Genomic DNA, 15,183 nt, shown 5'->3' with positions numbered 1-15,183 from the left:
GCGTCAGCCACTGCGGAGGGCCGTCCGCAGCACCTCGGCGAGGTGGGTCGCCCGGCGGGAAGTCCCCTCCGCGATCTGGGTGCGGCAGGAGAAGCCGTCGGCCAGCACGAGCGCGTCCGCGCCGGCCTCGCGGACCTTGGGGTAGAGCTCGCGCTCCGCGCACGCCTGGGAGACCTCCCAGTGCCCGGGTTCGAAACCGAAGTTGCCCGCCAGACCGCAGCATCCGGCGGAGATGACGTCGGGTTCGACGCCGAGGCGTTCGAGCAGTGCCCGGTCCGGTTCCCAGCTCCCCTTCGCCTCCTGGTGGCAGTGGACCTGGGCGATGGCCTCGACGTCGAGCCGCCCGAACGGCAGCGGACCGTCGTGAGCGGCGACGAACTCACCGAACGTCCTGGTCTGAGCAGCCAGGCGCTTCGCGCGCGGGTCGTCGGGCAGCAGCTCGGTGGCCTCGTCGCGCAGCATCACGGTGCACGACGGTTCGAGCCCGATCACCGCGCGCCCGGCCGCCAGGTGCGGCGCGAGGACCTTCAGCGAGCGGGCCAGGACCTTCCGGGCCGTGCCCAGCTGACCGGTGGAGTGCCAGGTCAGGCCGCAGCACACGAATCCCTCCGGCAGCACGACCCGGTACCCCAGCGCCTCCAGCACCTCCACCGCCGCTTCGCCGACCTCGGGGCTGAGGTGGTTGGTGAAGGTGTCCGGCCACAGCACGACGGTCTCGCCGCCGCGGGCTTCGCGCCGCCGCAGGCGCCGGGCCAGCGATCGGGGTGCGAAGCGGATCATCTCCCGCCGCCGCTCGATCCCGCCGAGCCGTGCGACCAGCTGCGACACCGGCCGCGCGGCCAGCACCCGGTTCACGGCGACGGCGGCACCGGGCACCGCCGACATCAGCCGGGTCCACACCGGCAGCCAGCCCATCGAGTAGTGCGCCCTCGGACGCAGCCGGCCCCGGTAGTGGTGGTGCAGGAACTCGGCCTTGTAGGTGGCCATGTCGACGTTGACCGGGCAGTCGCTCGCGCACGCCTTGCAGGACAAGCACAGGTCCAGCGCCTCCAGCGCTTCGGCGGACCGCCATCCGCCCTCGACGGACTCCCCGCGCAGCATCTCGGCCAACACCCTGGCCCTCCCCCGCGTCGAGTGCACCTCGTCACGGGTCACCTTGAACGACGGGCACATGCTCCCGGTGTCGAGGTTGCGGCAGGCCCCGACGCCGACGCAGCGGTCGACGGCGGCGGCGAACGAACCCCGATCGCGGCTGAACGCGTGCACCGGGGTGACCTCCAGCGCGCGATGTCCCGGTCCCGGCCGCACACCGGCGTCGATCGGCGCCGGATCCACCAGGACCTCGGGGTTGAGGACTCCGCCGGGATCGAAGATCCGCTTGAACTCCGCGAAGCACTCCCGCGCGCGGCGGGAGTACATGTGCCGCAGCAGCTCCGAGCGCGCCCGCCCGTCGCCGTGCTCCCCGGACACCGAACCACCGTGGGAGGCGACCAGCCGGGCGGCTTCGGTGATGAACGACCGGTAGGCGGCCAGACCGTCCTCGGTGCCCAGCTGGAAGTCGACCCGCAGGTGCAGGCAACCTTCGCCGAAGTGCCCGAACGGAACACCGCGCAGGCCGTGGGAATCCAGCAGCGCGTACAGATCCCGCAGGTAGGAGGCCAGGTTCTCGGGCGGGACGGCGGAGTCCTCCCAGCCCGGCCACGCCTCGCCGCCGTCGGACAGGCGCGTGACGATGCCCGCTCCGGACTCCCGGATCCGCCACAGCTCGCGGCTCCGGCCAGGATCGGTCACGACCACCGAGCGCGCCCCCGCGATCCGCGACGTCGCCAGCCGCGCGAGCTCCTCGGCCCGCCGCTCGGCTTCGTCGGGCGTGTCCGCTCCGGCTTCGCAGTAGAGCCAGGCACGACCGTCCGGCAGCGCTTGGCCCGCGCTCTCGCGGCCCGGCCGGGACCGCAGCGCCGCGAGCAGGTCGGCGCCCATCCCCTCGACGGTCATCGCTCCCGCCGCGGCGAGCTCCGGCGCGACTTCCGCGGCCAGGTAGACGTCCGGGAAGCCGATCACCGCGAGCGCGCCAGCGATCGGCGTCGGCACCAGACGCACGGTCGCCTCGGTGACGATCCCGCAGGTGCTCTCGCTGCCGACCAGGGCCTTGGCCAGGTCGAACCCCCGCTCCGGGAGCAGGTGCTGGAGGCCGTAGCCGGAGACCTGCCGGCTGAACCGGCCGAGTTCGGTGCGCAGCAGCGCGAGGTTCTCACCCACCAGCTCGCGCAGTCGCGCGTCCAGCTCCGGGTCGTCGCCGCCGGTCGCGGTGGCGGTGAGCGGGCTGCCGTCGGCGCGGATCATCCGCAGCTCGACGACGTTGTCGGCCGTGGTGCCCCAGACGACGGAGTGCGCGCCGCAAGCGTTGTTGCCGATCATCCCGCCGATCGTGCAGCGGGAGTGGGTGGACGGGTCGGGCGCGAAGGTCAGCCCGTGCACCGCAGCGGCCGCGCGCAGGTCGTCGAGCACGACGCCCGGCTGCACCCGCGCGGTGCGGGCCTGCGGATCGATCTCCAGGATCCGGTCCATCCGCCGCGAGAAGTCCAGCACCACGCCGGATCCGATGGCGTTGCCCGCCACCGAGGTCCCGCCGCCCCGCGCGGTCACCGCGACCCCGGCATCGGCCGCCGCCCGCACCACCAGTGCGACGTCGGCGGCGTCCTCCGGCTCGACGATCGCCAGCGGCACCCGCCGGTAGATCGACGCGTCGGAGGCGTAGGCCGCGCAGGCGGTCCGGTCGGTCCGCACCTTCCCGGGCAACGCGGCGTCGAGCTCCCGCTGCAACGAGACCGCTTCCACCTGTGACAACACGACCTCCCGCAATGCCCGCTGAAACCCGGGGGACCCGACTTCCACTGAAACCCGGCACCTGATTCCACTGAAACCCGGAGCCCGACTTCCACTGAAATCCGGGGCGAGGGTGCGGAACCGGGTCCCCGGCAGGGACTCTAGATTCGCGTCAGGGGGTGGGGAACCCGAGCGTGCGGGGTGGACCGTCCGCGGGTGACCGGAGCGAGCCGGCCACCCGCGGTGGGGTCACAGCTGCGGGGCGACCTGATCGGCGACGACGTCGAGGTGATCGAGGTCGGCGAGATCGAGGACCTGCAGGTAGAGACGGGTGATGCCGGTGCGCTCGCGCCAGGAGCCGATCTTGTCGACGACCTCGTCCGGCGTGCCCGCCAAGCCGTTGTCGCGCAGCTCGGCGACCTCGCGGCCGATGGATTCGGCGCGGCGGGCGAGCTCGCCCTCGTCCTTGCCGACGCACAGCACCATCGCCGCGGACCGCACGATCTCACCGCTGTCCCGGCCGATCGCCTGGCAGGCGGCGTCGACGCGCTCGAACTGCGCGGCGGCGGTCTCGACGTCGACGAACGGCAGGTTGAACTCATCGGCGAACCGGGCCGCCAAAGCCGGGGTGCGCTTCTTGCCCGCACCGCCGATCAGCACCGGCGGGCGTGGACGCTGAGCGGGCTTGGGCAGCGCCGGGGAGTCGGTGAGCTGGTAGTGCTCGCCGTCGAAGGAGTACGTCTCGCCGTCCGGCGTCTCCCACAGACCGGTGATGATCTCCAGCTGTTCGGCGTACCGGTCGAACCGCTCCTTCAGCGACGGGAACGGGATCCCGTAGGCGGTGTGCTCCTCCTCGTACCAGCCGCTGCCCAGGCCGAACTCGACGCGGCCACCGGACATCTGGTCGACCTGCGCGACCGCGATCGCCAGCGGGCCGGGCAACCGGAAGGTCCCGGCCGTCATGAGTGTGCCCAGCCGCAACCTGCTGGTCTCGCGCGCGAGGCCGCCCAGCGTCACCCAGGCGTCGGTCGGCCCGGGCTCGCCGGTGACGGCACCCATCTTCAGGTAGTGGTCGGAGCGGAAGAACGCGTCGTAGCCGGTGTCCTCGGCGCGCTTGGCGACGCGCAGCAGGTCGTCGTAGCTCGCGCCCTGCTGGGGTTCGGTGAAGATCCGCAACTGGAAGTTCTCTGTCACGATCACCGAGGCTAGTTGCCCGATCCACCGGGCGCCGTGGCGGTCAGCCCACGCGCAGACCGTTGAGCACCCGCTCGATGCACACCGCGATGTCGGCGCGTTCCTGCATCGGCGAGGAGGACGCGGCGATCGCGGTCGCGCCCGCCGACAGCGCGCCGAACATGATCCGCGCCAGCGCGTCGACCGGCAGCGCGTCGCCGATCTCGCCGGAGGCGATCAGGTTGGACACGACGGTGCGCAGCACGCCGAAGGTGTAGGCCTCCTCGGCGTCGCGCCAGCGCCCCCAGCCCATCACCGCGGGCCCGTCCTGCACGACGATGCGCTGGTAGGAGGGCTCCAAGCAGACCTCCAGGAACGCCCGCAGCCCGGACCGGGTGGCCTCCCACGGGTCGCCGGGATCCGAGACGACCTCCGACAGCCGCGCCACGACACCGGACTCCACCGCGCTGAAAGCGGCTTCGAACAGCGCCTGCTTGCCGCCGAAGTGGTGGTACAGCGCGCCCTTGGTGACCCGCGCCCGCTTGGCGATCTCCTCGAGCGAGGTCTGCGAGTAGCCGTGCTCGGTGAACAGGTCCACGGCCGAATCCACCAGCGCCTGCCTGGTGGCTTCGGAGTACTCGACGCGCCGCGGACGTGCTGTAGCCATGCTCACAAGCCTATGACATACCGACGGTACGCCGCCGTGGTACCGTGGACACGCGACATACCGAGGGTATGTCGCTGCACCTCGGGTATCCCCGACCCCTGGAGAGCGCCATGAGCTGGAACGACTTCCACCAGAGGCAACAGGCGTTGGCCGAGGTACTCGACAGCGCTCGTCGAGACCTCACCGCGGCCCTCGACACCGTGCCCAGCCCCTTCCGCGACACCGACGAGCTGCTCGCCGCGCTGCACCACAAGTGGATGCAGCAGCTGACCGGCCGCGTCGAAGTCGCGCTGATCGACACCGAGAACGAGCCGCACGACGACCGCGTCAAGGCGGTCACCATGGCGTGGCGCCGCACCGCCGGCGCGAACCCGGGCCTGCGCGCCGCGCTGGACGTCCACTCCGCCAACCCCGCGCTGTCGGCGGCCACCGAGCGCGAGCACCGGCTGCTGGCGATCGCCGCCGGTCTCGCCGACGAGCACGAGCCGCCGCACGAGGTCGCTCGCGTCGGCCGCACCTTCGTCCAACTGCTGCGCGCGACCCCGATCGCGAAGCGCGACGATCGACCCAGCCCGCTCCGCAAGCTCATCCCGAGCCTGTAGGAGCGCGCCCTGCGCCGGCCCGGACTGTGCAGCATGCCTGGTTCCGGGCTGGCGCTCGCAGCATTCCGCACAGCTTCCGAGCCCGGGGTGAGGGCCATCACCACCTGCGGAAATCTTCCCAGCTCAGCCCGACTCCCTTGACCAACACCGGGGGTGGAGGGCGTAGCCTGGGCGCGTGACTGTGGCGCCTGAGGGTCGCAAGCTGCTGCGGTTGGAGGCCCGCAACAGCCAGACCCCGATCGAGAAGAAGCCGTCGTGGATCAAGACCCGCGCGCGGATGGGTCCCGAGTACAAGGAGCTCAAGGGACTCGTCAAGCGCGAGGGTTTGCACACCGTCTGCGAGGAGGCGGGCTGCCCGAACATCTTCGAGTGCTGGGAAGACCGCGAGGCCACCTTCCTCATCGGTGGTGACCAGTGCACCCGTCGTTGCGACTTCTGCCAGATCGACACCGGTAAGCCTGCCGCGCTGGACACCTCCGAACCGCGCAAGGTCGCCGAGTCCGTGCAGGCCATGGGCCTGCGCTACTCCACCGTCACCGGTGTCGCCCGCGACGACCTGGACGACGGCGGGGCCTGGCTGTACGCCGAGACCGTCCGCCAGATCCACGACCTCAACCCGGGCACCGGCGTGGAGCTGCTCATCCCGGACTTCAACGCCGAGCCCGACCAGCTCGAAGAGGTCTTCGGCTCCCGGCCGGAGGTGCTCGCGCACAACCTGGAGACCGTGCCCAGCGTGTTCCGCCGGATCCGCCCCGGCTTCCGCTACGAGCGGTCGCTCGAGGTGATCACCAAGGCGCGCGAGGCGGGCCTGGTCACCAAGTCGAACCTGATCCTCGGCATGGGCGAGACCCCCGACGAGGTCCGCCCCGCGCTGCAGGACCTGCACGACGCGGGCTGCGACATCATCACGATCACCCAGTACCTGCGCCCGAGCCCGCGGCACCACCCGGTGGACCGCTGGGTGAAGCCGGAGGAGTTCGTCGAGCACACCCAGGCCGCCGAGGAGATCGGCTTCCCGGGCGTCATGGCCGGCCCGCTGGTCCGCTCCAGCTACCGAGCAGGCCGCCTGTTCGCCAAGGCCACCGTCCACCGAGGCATGCCCCTCCCGGACAACATGGCCCACCTCGCAGAAGCAGGAACAGCAGCACAAGAAGCCAGCAGCCTGCTCAACCGCTGAGAAGAAAAAGAGGGGCGCTTCCGACAGGAAGCGCCCCTTCTTCTTTCAACAAAAGCCCACGTCAAGCAACCGGCGAAGCCGGTTTCTCAGTGCCCCACCCGAGCAACCGGCACCGCCGCGGGTTCTGAGCGGCTTCGTGACGAGTACGCCGTGACGCCGCGTATTCACATACTCAAGGAGCGGCGCACGGAGTCCACGGAGCCGCTCAGGTTCCGCTTCTGGCACCGCCGAGCAGGACGACCACTGAGTCTTGTCAGTGGACCGAGCTCCCCGGACACCGGACACATCTCGATCACGCCACCAGGGACGCGCCTACAGAGAACAAGAAGAGAGCCGTATCCTGAGAGGCATGGCCAAGCAGGACAAGGCCGCTAAGAAAGAGGCGGCCAAACAGCGACGTCAGGCTTCGGTAGGCCGCGTCAAGCAGATCTTCGAGGCGTTCAAGATGCAGCGCCGGGAGGACAAGCTCCTCCTGCCGCTGATGCTCGGGGCGTTCCTCGGTGTGACCGTCGTGGTCTTCCTGCTGGGCATGATCTGGGGTCTGCACTGGGTGTTCCTGCCCGTGGGCCTCGCGTTCGGCCTGCTCGCAGCCGTGATCATCTTCGGCCGCCGGGTGCAGGCGACGGTGTTCCGCAAGGCGGAGGGGCAGCCCGGGGCTGCCGGTTGGGCGCTGGACAACCTGCGGGGACGCTGGGTCGTCTCCCAGGCGGTGGCCGGCACCCAGCAGCTCGACGCGGTGCACCGGATCATCGGCCGGCCGGGCATCGTGCTCGTCGGCGAAGGCTCGCCGGGCCGGGTCAAGAACCTGGTCTCGCAGGAGAAGAAGCGCGTGTCGCGCCTGGTCGGCGAGACCCCGATCTACGAGATGATCGTGGGCAACGAGGAGGGCCAGGTCCCGCTGCCGAAGTTGCAGCAGCGGATCATGAAGCTGCCGCGCAACATCGGCCCGGCCCAGATCGACAACATCGAGAACCGCCTGTCGGCTCTGGCCAGCCGCGGCAACGCGATGCCCAAGGGCCCGGTTCCGCAGGGCGCCAAGATGCGCAACGTGTCGCGCGCGATGCGCCGCGCCAAGTAACGCGAAGCGAACGAGAACGGGCCCGGGGATGCTTCCCCGGGTCCGTTCTCGTAACCGGGTGTCAGCGGCGCAGGACGATGGTGCCGCTGATGCGGTCGTGCCAGGAGCGTCCGTCGAAGTTCCAGATCACGGCCGGGATGATGAACACGGTGAGCAGGCCGCGCAGCGCCGCGCGCAGCGGGCCGACCATCTTGGGGGCATCGACGCGCGCCACCAAGATCTTGGTCAGGGCCATGCCGGGGGTCGCGCCGAAGAACGACACCGGCACCACTGTGATGACCAGCCAGGTCAGCAGGCTCCAGTCGCCCGGGTAGGCGGGTGCGGTGAAGGCGGCGGTGATCAGCGCGGCGAGCACCAGGTCGACCACGAAGGCCAGCAGCCGCTTGCGCAGCGGTGCCGCGGAGCCGGGCCCGGATTCGGGCAACCCGAGCTTCTCGCCGCGGAACGCAGGCCGGCTCTCGCCGGCCTGTTCACGCGCCTGGTTCATTGCGCTCTTCGGGCCGTCCAGCCACGAGCCGAGGACATTTCGCACGTCATCCAGGGTACGCACCGGCTCCACCAGCCCGCTCGGAGCATCGGTTTCCACCGCGATCTGTAACCGGCATCACCCGTTCAGGTGGCCGTTAACGCCCGCGAAACATTCAGGAGACGCCGGGGCAACACCGGTGACATACCGTCATTGACGAGCCGGCGGCGACCAGATCTACGTGGCACCGGTGAGCTGTACGACTGCGTGAAGGAGCCACCGAGCTTGTTCAAGAATCCAGACGAGGTCCTCCGCTTCATCGCCGATGAGGACGTGAAGTTCGTCGATGTCCGGTTCTGCGACCTGCCGGGCGTCATGCAGCACTTCACGGTGCCCGCCGGCGCGTTCGACGAGGACTCGTTCACCAACGGTCTCGCTTTCGACGGTTCGTCCGTGCGCGGCTTCCAGTCGATCCACGAATCGGACATGCTGCTGCTGCCGGACCCCTACACGGCGCGCGTGGACCCGTTCCGCACCGAGAAGACGCTGATCCTGAACTTCTTCGTGCACGACCCGTTCACGTTGGAGCCCTACAGCCGCGACCCGCGCAACATCGCGCGCAAGGCCGAGCAGTACCTGACCGAGTCCGGCGTGGCCGACACCGCCTTCTTCGGCGCTGAGGCCGAGTTCTACATCTTCGACTCGGTCAAGTTCGGGGAAGCCCCGAACAAGACCTTCGCCGAGGTCGACTCCATCGAGGGCTGGTGGAACACCGGTCGTGACGAGGAGGGCGGCAACCGGGGTTACAAGACCCGGATGAAGGGCGGCTACTTCCCCGTCTCGCCGTACGACCACTTCGCCGACCTGCGCGACAAGATGGTCGTGCAGCTGCAGGGCTCGGGCTTCGAGATCGAGCGCGCCCACCACGAGGTCGGCACCGGCGGCCAGGCCGAGATCAACTACAAGTTCAACACGCTGCTGCACGCGGCGGACGACTTGCAGCTGTTCAAGTACGTCATCAAGAACACGGCGTGGGAGGCCGGCAAGACCGTGACCTTCATGCCGAAGCCGTTGTTCGAGGACAACGGATCGGGCATGCACAGCCACATGTCGCTGTGGAAGGACGGCAACCCGCTGTTCTACGACGAGGCCGGTTACGCGGGCCTGTCGGACATGGCGCGCTACTACATCGGTGGCATCCTGCACCACGCCCCGAAGCTGCTGGCCTTCACCAACCCGTCGGTGAACTCCTACCACCGCCTGGTGCCGGGCTTCGAGGCTCCGGTGAACCTGGTGTACTCGCAGCGGAACCGCTCCGCCTGCATGCGCATCCCGATCACCGGCTCGAACCCGAAGGCCAAGCGCGTCGAGTTCCGCTGCCCGGACCCGTCCGGCAACCCGTACCTGGCGTTCGCCGCGATGATGATGGCGGGCCTGGACGGCATCAAGAACAAGATCGAGCCGGCCGAGCCGATCGACAAGGACCTCTACGAGCTCCCGCCGGAAGAGGCCAAGAACGTGCCGACCGTCCCGAGCTCGCTGGCCGAGGCGATCGACAACCTGGAAGCCGACCACGACTTCCTGCTCGAGGGTGGCGTCTTCACCCCGGACCTGATCGAGACCTGGATCCGGTTGAAGCGCGAAGAGGAGATCGACCCGATCCGCCTCCGCCCGCACCCGCACGAGTTCTCGCTGTACTTCGACGTGTGAGTCGATGACCAGCTGAAAAGCGGCCCCGCCGGTCCCCGGACCAGCGGGGCCGCTTCCTTTCCCGGATCAGTGGGCGATGCGAACGGCTATTAGCACTGGGTGATCAACATCAGTGATCAGATCCCCTGCCAGGGAGGCAGCGGGGTGCCCGTCGCGCCGGGGCGGAAGCGCAGGAGAGAACCCGCGTAGGGGTCGGCGTTGAAGGCCGGTTCGTCGTAGCCGAAGCAGGCCGAGGTCACGTAGAGCTCCTCCAGGCGGGAACCGCCGAAGGCCAGGCCGCTGACGCGCCTCGTCGGCGCCCACAAGATCGTCTCCAGATCGCCGGAAGGCGCGTAGCGATGTATCCGGCCCGTCCAGTGCATCGCCACCCACACGCAACCCTCCGAGTCGACCGCCAGCCCCTCCGGAATGCCATCCGACTCCGCGCACACCACCCACTTGCGCCCGCCGTAGGCGCGGGCGCGCTGCGGGTCGTAGTCGTAGATCCAGATCGTGCGCACGTCCACCACGTACATCCGGGTGCCGTCCGGGCTCCACGCCACCCCGCCCGGCCCGGTCAGCCCGTCGATCAGCAGCCGCGCCCGGTTGCTCTCCAGGACGTAGCAACCGCTGGCCCGCAGGTCCGCCGCGTGGGTCAGGGTGCAGGCCACGAACCGGCCCGCCGGATCACAGCCACCGATGCTCATCCGATCCCCGTTGCGCACCTGCACCACCGGTTCCAGACCGGAACGGCCCAGATGCACCCGGGAGAACCCGCCGTTGGCCGCGGCGATGAGCTGCCCCTGCCGCGTGGCCCCCAGCGCGGTGACCTTGCCCGGCAGCACCCGGACCTCGTCGACGCCGGTATCGCGGTAGAAGGTGTGCAATTCCCTGCGCAGCAGATCCACCCAATACACGCAATTCTGGGCGGACATCCACAGCGGAGCGCTTCCACATAAGGCCTGTCGGTCGACGAGCAGCTCGAAGTCCTCGGACATTTTCCAGTCCCCTTATCCCAGACCGCGGTGCATTGATCAGGTTAGGGATCCATTCGCCCCCGAAGCGACCGCCGACCGGCGGGTTTCGGCGTTCGGCTGGTCCAACCCAGTTCGAGGGCGAAACGGACGCGAGCACCACCGCGACCGGCGTCATCGCAGATCACGGGGATGCCATCGATTTCGCCATCACCGCCGGAGGACGCGGAAGCCCGTGCTCCGATGGAATTCGATCGACCCCTTGTTCTCCGGTGAGGGGATCGCGTGGACCTCTGTTCGTCCGGCGAGCGAAATGGTCTCGAATAATTCGGTGCAGGTGGCCGACCTGCACCGATCAGCCGAGAATAATCGGAACGGGAAACCCCACCAGTTGCTCCCCGGCCTGCCGGATCGTGATCACGCCTCGTAGAAGATCCGCTCGACGACCGTTCTGGCGTGGCGGGTGACCCGCAGGTAGTCGTCGACCACCTCACCGGTGTCGACCTCGGCCGAGTAGCCCAGGGCAGCCGCGACCCCGGCTCGCTCCTGCACGTGCTTGGGCAGCTGATCGCCCGGCTTGCCGCGGACCAGCATGACCGCGTTGCGGAAGCGGGTCGCCAGCATCCACGCGTCGATGAGCTCCTGCGCGTCGGACTCGCTGAGCAGTCCGGCCTCCGCCGCCGCGCGCAGGCCGTCCAGCGTCGAGGTCGTGCGCAGCTGCGGCGTCTCGTGGGCGTGCTGGAGCTGCAGCAGCTGCACCGTCCACTCGACATCGGCCAGCCCTCCCCGGCCGAGCTTGGTGTGCGTCGCCGGGTCCGCGCCGCGCGGCAGCCGCTCGGCGTCCACGCGAGCCTTGATCCGCCGGATCTCCCGCACCTTGGTCTCGTCGAGACCGCCCTCGGGGTAGCGGATCGGGTCGATGGCGCGGCAGAACCGCTCCCCCAGGTCCGGGTCACCGGCCACCGCGCGGGCCCGCAGCAGCGCCTGGAACTCCCACGCCTCGCCCCACCGCCGGTAGTAGGACAGGTAGGAGTCCAGCGTCCGCACCAGAGGTCCCTGCTTGCCCTCCGGCCGCAGGTCGATGTCGACCTCCAACGGCGGGTCCTGGCTCGGTGCGCCCAGCAACGCGCGCACCCGCTCCACCACGGTGCCCGCGAACTTCAACGCCGTGGCCTCATCGGCCTGGCCGATCGGCTCGCACACGAACAGGACGTCGGCGTCCGAGCCGTAACCGAGCTCCGCGCCGCCGAGCCTGCCCATCCCGATCACCGCGATCCTCGCGGGGATCTCGCCGTCCCACTTCGACGCGGTGTCCCGGACCGACACGTCCAGCGCCGACTCCAGCACCGCGACCCAGATGTTCGACAACGCCCGGCACACCGTGTCGAGCTCCACCAGCCCCAGCAGGTCCGCGCAGGCTATGCGCAGCAGCTCGTGCCTGCGCAGCGAACGCGCAGCGGCCGCCGCCCGCTGCGGATCCGCGTAACGACCGACCGTGCTGCGCAGCGAGATCGCCGCCTCGTGGGAACCGCGCTCCGCCAGCGCCGGCGTGTCGGCCAGCAGCCGCAGCACCTCCGGAGCGCGGATCAGCAGTTCCGGCACCAGCTTCGACGTGCCCAGCAGCTGAGCGAGCCGCTCGGCCACCACTCCCTCGTCCCGCAACAGCCTCAGGTACCAGGGAGTTTCGGCGAGCGCCTCGGAAACCTTGCGGTAGGCGAGCAGACCACCGTCGGGATCCGGCGTGTTTCCCAGCAGGTCCAGCAGCACCGGCAGCAGCGCGCCCTGGATGCTCGCCCGGCGCGAGACACCCGAGGTCAGCGCGCCGATGTGCCGCAACGCCCCCTGCGGTGAGGTGTAGCCCAGCGCGGCGAGCCGTTCGGCGGCGGCCGAGGTCGTCAACCGCATCGCCTCGGTCGGCACCTTCGCCACCGCCTCCAGCAGCGGGCGGTAGAACAGCTTCTCGTGCAGTCTCCGGACCCGCTTGGCGTGCCTGCGGAACTCGGCCACGAGCGCTTGCGCGGCCGTGTTGCGCCCGCTGGACCGGAACCCGACCGCCCGTCCCAGCACGCCCAGCGCGTCCGCGTCGTCGAACTCCGGGAACAGGTGCGTGCGTCGCAGCTGGCGCAGCTGCAATCGGTGCTCCACGGTCCGAAGGAACCGGTAGGAGTCGATCAGGTCGGCGGCGTCGGCCCTGGCCACGTAACCGCCGTCGCCGAGCGATCGCAGCGCCTCCAGAGTGGACGAGGAGCGCAACGATTCGTCGCTGCGGCCGTGCACCATCTGCAGCAGCTGCACCGCGAACTCCACGTCGCGCAGACCCCCGCGCCCCAGCTTCAGCTCCCGCTCGGCCAGGTCCAACGGCACGTGGGCCTCGACCCGCCTGCGCATCGAGCGCACGTCGGCCACGAAGTCATCCCGCTCGGCGGCGGTCCACACCATCGGCCGCACCGCCTGGAGGTACCGCAGCCCCAGCTCCGCGTCACCGGCGACCGGACGCGCCTTCAGCAGCGCCTGGAACTCCCAGGTCCTGGCCCAGCGCCGGTAGTAGGTGAGATGCCCGTCGAGGGTGCGGACCAACGCACCCGCCTTGCCCTCCGGGCGGAGGTTCGCGTCGATCTCGAAGAACGCCGGCCCCACGATGCGCATCATCAGGCTCGCCAAGCGAGTTCCGGGCGCGACATCGGCTTCGCTGTCGGCGAGGAACACGACGTCGACATCACTGACGTAGTTCAGCTCGCGACTGCCGCACTTGCCCATCGCGATGACCGACAGCCGCGGCACCTCGGTGATCCCGGCCTCGGCGACCGCCACCGCGAGGGCCGCCTTGAGCGCCGCGACCGCCAGATCCGAGAGCATGTCCGCGACCTCGTCGTAGGACACCTGCGGGAGACCGGGCTCGGCGATGCTACCCAGGTCGCGCGCGGCGACGTCCAGCAGCAGCGCCCGGTAGGTCGCGCGCAGCTCGCGGACCGCCTCCTGGCCTTGGAGCTTGGCGACGGGTCCGCCCGCGGTTCCCGGCTCCCCATCCCCTTCAGCGCCCACAGCGGCCAGCAGCGCGGCGGTCCACTCGTCGACCGTCTCCGGCGGAGTCGCGTCCGAGCCCAGCCGAACCCAGTCACCCGGGTGGGCGGCGAGGTGATCGGCGAAGGCCGTGGACTCGCCCAGCACGCTGAACAGCCGTCCTCGAAGTCCCACGTCCTGCGACAGCGCCGCGGCGAGGGCGTCCCACTCGTCGGGGGACGATTCCCGCATCCGCTCCAGCGAGTGCAACGCAAGATCCGGGTCAGGGGTGCGCGACAGCGCGGCCAGAATCGGTTCGGCTTCACCAGGACCGCGCGCCGACCACCACCCGGCACGCTTCAACTGGTCCTCGGCTCGTTCGGCGTCGCTGAACCCGTACCGGGCCGTCGACGGGACCGAACCAGACCTGGACGAGTTGCTGTTGGCCATATCCGAACCGTAGTCGGCAGCGGGCCCCTGTGTGGAGCCGCCTGCGCGAGGTCACGCGAGCGGGAGGAACCTGCTCGCCTTCCGCTCTTCCGGTGGCGTGCCGACGATGCGCACGAATCGCTCTGCGACCGGCTGCCAGGTTTCAGCGAGATCGGCGTGGAACTCAACGAGGTGTTCGGGGTCGAGCTGGCCGGGGCGCGCGGTGGCCGCCATCTCCGGCGAGTTCCGGGCCCATTCCAGAACGACTTCCGGCGTCGTCTCGATGTGGAACTGCAAGCCGTAGGCGCACTCTCCGAGACGGAACGCCTGGTTGTCGCACTTCGGGGACGAAGCCAGCAGCTGCGCCGAGGGAGGCAGGCTGAACTCGTCGTTGTGGAACTGCACCACGTCCGGCGTCAGCGGCAGCGGACCGAGCAGCGGATCCTCGGCGGCGACATCGCGCTTGGCCACCAGAAGGGTGCCGACCTCCGGGCCCTTCCGAATGGGCCGCACCTGGCCACCGGTCGCCGCCGCCAGGAGCTGCGCGCCGAGGCAGATCGCGAGAACCGGCAGCCGCTTGGCCACCGCGCCGCTGAGCATCTGCCGGACGGCCGACAACCACGGGTGGTCGATGTCGTCGTACGCGCCCATCTCGCCGCCGAGAACGACGAGCGCGTCGTAATCGTCGCGGCTCGGCAGAGCGCGTTCCGCGGGTTGCACGACCTCCAGTTCGGCGCCGGCATCCCTCAACCAGTCACCGAGGCGCCCCAGAGGGTCCACAGGCGACGGTTGCACGACCAAGATCCGAACACCGCTCATGGCACGAGGTTACGGGCGGCGGGTCCACTTCCTCAACAACGAACTCGCGCCACAACCCGTGTTCGTCCGCCGGCGGGCCCTGAATCAGGTTTCCCCGCGGCTTTTCGGGCATGAAAATGGGGTGGGCGGAAGAATTTCTTCTCCTGCCCACCCCATCTAAGGATTGTGTCGGCGGTGTCTTACTCTCCCACACCCTAGCGAGTGCAGTACCATCAGCGCTGGGGAGCTTAGCTACCGGGTTCGGAATGGGACCGGGCGGACCCTCCCCGCCATCGCCACCGAC

At 69.8% G+C, this 15,183-nt stretch carries 11 protein-coding genes and 1 rRNA gene; 4 read left to right on the top strand and 8 right to left on the bottom strand.

Annotated elements, in window-relative coordinates; translation table 11 throughout:
• Window positions 1-3: 3 nt before the first annotated feature.
• From KBO27_RS04170 to KBO27_RS04160, 3 genes are all read right to left on the bottom strand, one after another.
• Window positions 4-2,838 (bottom strand): FAD-binding and (Fe-S)-binding domain-containing protein, encoded by a 2,835-nt coding sequence (locus KBO27_RS04170; RefSeq protein WP_210969198.1) that lies wholly within the window; start codon window positions 2,836-2,838, stop codon window positions 4-6.
• 237 nt (window positions 2,839-3,075) lie between these two features.
• On the bottom strand, window positions 3,076-4,020 hold the full coding sequence (locus tag KBO27_RS04165; RefSeq protein ID WP_210968658.1) for an LLM class F420-dependent oxidoreductase: 945 nt from the start codon (window positions 4,018-4,020) through the stop codon (window positions 3,076-3,078).
• A 43-nt stretch (window positions 4,021-4,063) separates the two neighbouring features.
• Window positions 4,064-4,666, bottom strand: coding sequence for a TetR/AcrR family transcriptional regulator (locus tag KBO27_RS04160; RefSeq protein ID WP_210968657.1), 603 nt, complete (start codon window positions 4,664-4,666; stop codon window positions 4,064-4,066).
• Between the two features lie 110 nt (window positions 4,667-4,776).
• Between KBO27_RS04160 and KBO27_RS04155 the strand changes: the two genes are divergently transcribed.
• From KBO27_RS04155 to KBO27_RS04145, 3 genes are all read left to right on the top strand, one after another.
• A complete protein-coding gene (locus KBO27_RS04155) occupies window positions 4,777-5,268 on the top strand; it encodes a hypothetical protein (RefSeq protein ID WP_210968656.1) in 492 nt (163 codons plus the stop codon).
• Between the two features lie 175 nt (window positions 5,269-5,443).
• Window positions 5,444-6,445 (top strand): lipoyl synthase, encoded by a 1,002-nt coding sequence (gene lipA / locus KBO27_RS04150; protein WP_132679603.1) that lies wholly within the window; start codon window positions 5,444-5,446, stop codon window positions 6,443-6,445.
• A 349-nt stretch (window positions 6,446-6,794) separates the two neighbouring features.
• Window positions 6,795-7,523: a DUF4191 domain-containing protein gene (locus KBO27_RS04145; RefSeq protein WP_132679602.1), complete on the top strand. Its 729-nt coding sequence runs from the start codon at window positions 6,795-6,797 to the stop codon at window positions 7,521-7,523.
• A 61-nt stretch (window positions 7,524-7,584) separates the two neighbouring features.
• Here KBO27_RS04145 and KBO27_RS04140 read toward each other — a convergent pair whose 3' ends face one another.
• On the bottom strand, window positions 7,585-8,055 hold the full coding sequence (locus KBO27_RS04140) for an RDD family protein (protein ID WP_307870229.1): 471 nt from the start codon (window positions 8,053-8,055) through the stop codon (window positions 7,585-7,587).
• Window positions 8,056-8,274: 219 nt separating this feature from the next.
• Here KBO27_RS04140 and glnA point away from each other — a divergent pair, with 219 nt between their 5' ends.
• Window positions 8,275-9,699: a type I glutamate--ammonia ligase gene (gene glnA / locus KBO27_RS04135; protein WP_210968655.1), complete on the top strand. Its 1,425-nt coding sequence runs from the start codon at window positions 8,275-8,277 to the stop codon at window positions 9,697-9,699.
• Window positions 9,700-9,815: 116 nt separating this feature from the next.
• Here glnA and KBO27_RS04130 read toward each other — a convergent pair whose 3' ends face one another.
• The 4 genes from KBO27_RS04130 to rrf all read right to left on the bottom strand — a co-directional run bounded on the left by KBO27_RS04130 (window position 9,816) and on the right by rrf (window position 15,183).
• Window positions 9,816-10,676 (bottom strand): SMP-30/gluconolactonase/LRE family protein, encoded by an 861-nt coding sequence (locus KBO27_RS04130; RefSeq protein ID WP_210968654.1) that lies wholly within the window; start codon window positions 10,674-10,676, stop codon window positions 9,816-9,818.
• A 393-nt stretch (window positions 10,677-11,069) separates the two neighbouring features.
• Window positions 11,070-14,102 (bottom strand): bifunctional [glutamine synthetase] adenylyltransferase/[glutamine synthetase]-adenylyl-L-tyrosine phosphorylase, encoded by a 3,033-nt coding sequence (locus tag KBO27_RS04125; protein ID WP_210968653.1) that lies wholly within the window; start codon window positions 14,100-14,102, stop codon window positions 11,070-11,072.
• Window positions 14,103-14,153: 51 nt separating this feature from the next.
• The gene (locus KBO27_RS04120; RefSeq protein WP_210968652.1) at window positions 14,154-14,900 is read right to left on the bottom strand and encodes a type 1 glutamine amidotransferase; all 747 of its coding nucleotides are present in this window, start codon (window positions 14,898-14,900) and stop codon (window positions 14,154-14,156) included.
• Window positions 14,901-15,066: 166 nt separating this feature from the next.
• Window positions 15,067-15,183: ribosomal RNA gene (rrf, locus tag KBO27_RS04115) — 5S ribosomal RNA — on the bottom strand.

Origin of the sequence: Saccharopolyspora endophytica (assembly GCF_018070075.1) — a bacterium.
GTDB classification, from domain to species: domain Bacteria; phylum Actinomycetota; class Actinomycetes; order Mycobacteriales; family Pseudonocardiaceae; genus Saccharopolyspora; species Saccharopolyspora endophytica.
The sequence above is the reverse complement of the archived record's forward strand: the minus strand, read 5'-3'. Positions and strand labels throughout refer to the sequence as shown.

Bases quoted from the DNA above. Each gene is read 5' to 3' on its own strand.
- KBO27_RS04125 (WP_210968653.1), bottom strand. From the start codon at position 14,102: ATGGCCAACAGCAACTCGTCCAGGTCTGGTTCGGTCCCGTCGACGGCC.
- KBO27_RS04155 (WP_210968656.1), top strand. From the start codon at position 4,777: ATGAGCTGGAACGACTTCCACCAGAGGCAACAGGCGTTGGCCGAGGTA.
- KBO27_RS04160 (WP_210968657.1), bottom strand. From the start codon at position 4,666: ATGGCTACAGCACGTCCGCGGCGCGTCGAGTACTCCGAAGCCACCAGG.
- KBO27_RS04120 (WP_210968652.1), bottom strand. From the start codon at position 14,900: ATGAGCGGTGTTCGGATCTTGGTCGTGCAACCGTCGCCTGTGGACCCT.
- KBO27_RS04130 (WP_210968654.1), bottom strand. From the start codon at position 10,676: ATGTCCGAGGACTTCGAGCTGCTCGTCGACCGACAGGCCTTATGTGGA.
- KBO27_RS04145 (WP_132679602.1), top strand. From the start codon at position 6,795: ATGGCCAAGCAGGACAAGGCCGCTAAGAAAGAGGCGGCCAAACAGCGA.